Source organism: Dietzia sp. CQ4, from assembly GCF_014145125.1.
GTDB classification, from domain to species: domain Bacteria; phylum Actinomycetota; class Actinomycetes; order Mycobacteriales; family Mycobacteriaceae; genus Dietzia; species Dietzia natronolimnaea.
Genome location: NZ_JAALDZ010000269.1, coordinates 1 through 2,449 on the forward strand (window position 1 = coordinate 1; position 2,449 = coordinate 2,449).

General features: G+C 72.2%; 2 protein-coding genes. Both read right to left on the bottom strand.

The window, feature by feature from the left end; all coding sequences use genetic code 11:
- Positions 1–955: ATP-binding protein (locus G6031_RS14470; RefSeq protein WP_182653620.1), on the bottom strand; the 955-nt coding region annotated here is incomplete at its 3' end.
- A 4-nt stretch (positions 956–959) separates the two neighbouring features.
- Positions 960–2,399 (bottom strand): aromatic acid/H+ symport family MFS transporter, encoded by a 1,440-nt coding sequence (locus tag G6031_RS14475; RefSeq protein WP_347237819.1) that lies wholly within the window; start codon positions 2,397–2,399, stop codon positions 960–962.
- Positions 2,400–2,449: the final 50 nt, after the last annotated feature.

A 2,449-nucleotide genomic window follows, 5' to 3' on the forward strand; every position in this document is an offset into this window, starting at 1 on the left:
CGGCGCCGGGGGAGAGGTCGACGCGGAGTATCCCGGCCCGGTGCGCGGCGTCGAGGGCGCCCAGCACCGTCCCGGTCTCGCCGGATCGACCCGGTCGGGCCGCGACGAGGGCGGAGAGGGACTCCAGCAGGACGGGCGGGGGGAGGACGGCCGCGGCCTCGACCACTGCGCGGTCTCCGGGTTCCAGCCCCGCGAGCTGGGCCCCGGCCTCCAGCTCGACCGAGGCGGGCAGCGGCGGGGGTGAGAACGGGCTGGTCCACCAGGATTCGGAGGCCTCGTCGACGACCGCGGCCACCGCGTCGGCGGCTCCACCGGTGTAGTCCAGGATCCTTCGGGCCGCGGCCGCGGACGGTTCCCGCCCGGTGCGGGCTGCGGCCAGAGCCCGGATCTCGGAGTGGTCGAGTGCCCCGAGGTGCAGGATCTCGCGGGCGAGGGTGGAACACAGGTCCGCGGACGGCCCCTCCGAGGGGTTCCCTGCGGTGAGGACCAGGAGAACCGCACCGTCGACGGAGGTCTCGAGAGCCGATCCGAGTGCGCGGAGGGATCCTGGATCGGCGTGGTCGGCGTCGTCGATCACGATGACCGTCCCGGCGCCGGCGCCCCCGAGCGCGGCGTCGAGCTCGTCGACCACCCGGGACCCGGTCCGCTCGACCCCGGCCGGACCGGGCGTCTCGCCGTCACCCGGCGGGGCGACCGGGGGAAGTCGCCGGAGGATCCGGTCCGCGATCACCCACCGGACGTCGTGTTCCCACGGCAACGCCCTGGTCAGCACCGTGGTCACGCCGGTGGTTCCGGTGAGCAGGGTGTCGACGAGGTGACTCTTGCCCGCACCGTACGGAGCGGTCACCAGGACCACTGACGACCCGCGGTCCACCACCGCGCCGTGGAGCTCACGGAGTCGTTCCACGACGCGGTGGTGACCGTGGCGGGGGATGAGGGAGGGCATGGTGGTCATGACCTCAGCGTAGGTCGGCCGCCGGGGTCTCGATCCGTTCCCGAGAACCGTCGGACCTGCCGTCGGGACCGGCGCCGATGAGGGTGTCGGGGACCTGGGCGACCAGGCCCGGCGAGCGCGGGACGGCGAGGGTGATCACGGCCCCGACCAGGGCGACGCCCGCGAAGACGAGGAACGAGGTCTCCGCCTGGAGTCCCGCGGCGACGAGGAGGCCGCCGATGACCGGACCGAGGATTCCGCCCAGGCGCCCGAAACCCGCGCACCAGGCCACACCCGCCGCGCGGGAACCGGTCTCGTAGTAGTTCGAGACGAAGCCGTAGACGAGTACCTGGGTCCCGATGGTGCCCATGCCGGCAGCGGCGACGAGCAGGATCATCAGTGCGATCGGCGGGGAGAGGGTCACGGCGACCAGGGCGGACGTGGCCAGGAGGAAGGAGCAGGCCACGATCACGCGCGGGCCGTGTCGGTCGGCCAACCGCGATGCAGCCAGCCCGCCGGCGATGGCACCGCCGTTGAGGACCAACAGGAAGCCGAGGGAACTCTTTGCGTCGATGCCGTACGTCTCCATGATCGTCGGCAGCCACGTGTTCAGCCCGTAGGTGAGGAGGAGCCCGGCGAAACTCATGAACCCCAGCAGGAGGGAGCCGAGTCGATAGGCCGGGGTCAGCAGCCCGGCGAATCCGGTGGGCGACGCTGCGGCGGTACCCGCTGCGCCGGAGCCGTGAGAGCTCCCGGCGGGGGCGTCGATGAAGGCGTTGACCGGCAATCCGCGGGCGGTACACAGGGCGACGGCCTCGTCGGTGCGCCCCCGCGAGGAGAGCCAGCGCGGCGACTCGGGCAGGGCGTACCACGCGTAGGGCAGGACGATGACGAGGGGCAGTGCGCCGATGAGGAACAGTCCCCGCCAGCCGATGTGGTCGCGCAGCAGCATCGCGAGGGCCGAGGCGAGGACTCCGCCGGCGGGGATTCCGCTGTAGACCACGGCGTTGAACAGGTTCCGCCGCCCCGCGGGGGCGAACTCGGCGATGATCGCACCGGCGGTGGCGACGATCGCGCCGATTCCGAGGCCGGTGAGAAGGCGCAGGATCCCGAACGTCGTGATGTTCTGCGCGAAAGAGGTGGCGGCCATGCCCACCGAGAACCAGGCGATCGAGCCGAGCATGATCCTCCGACGTCCGATGCGGTCACCGACGGCGCCCGCGCTCAGCGCTCCGATCATGACTCCGACGAGGGCGTACGAACCCAGGGCCCCGGCCTGAGCGGCACCGAGCGGGCCGATCTGGCCGGGGTCCGCCATGAGCGTGGGCAGGATCGCGCCGTAGATCACGAGGTCGTAGCCGTCGAAGAGGATGGCCAGCGCGACAACGGCCAGTACTCCGTAGACGGTTCGCCGATGCGCTGGGGACTCCCAGACGTCGGCTGTGGTTGCGGTCTTCTCGGTCACGGTGGACCTCCGATGGGGGATGGGTGGGACGGGACGGGGGGCGGGACGGG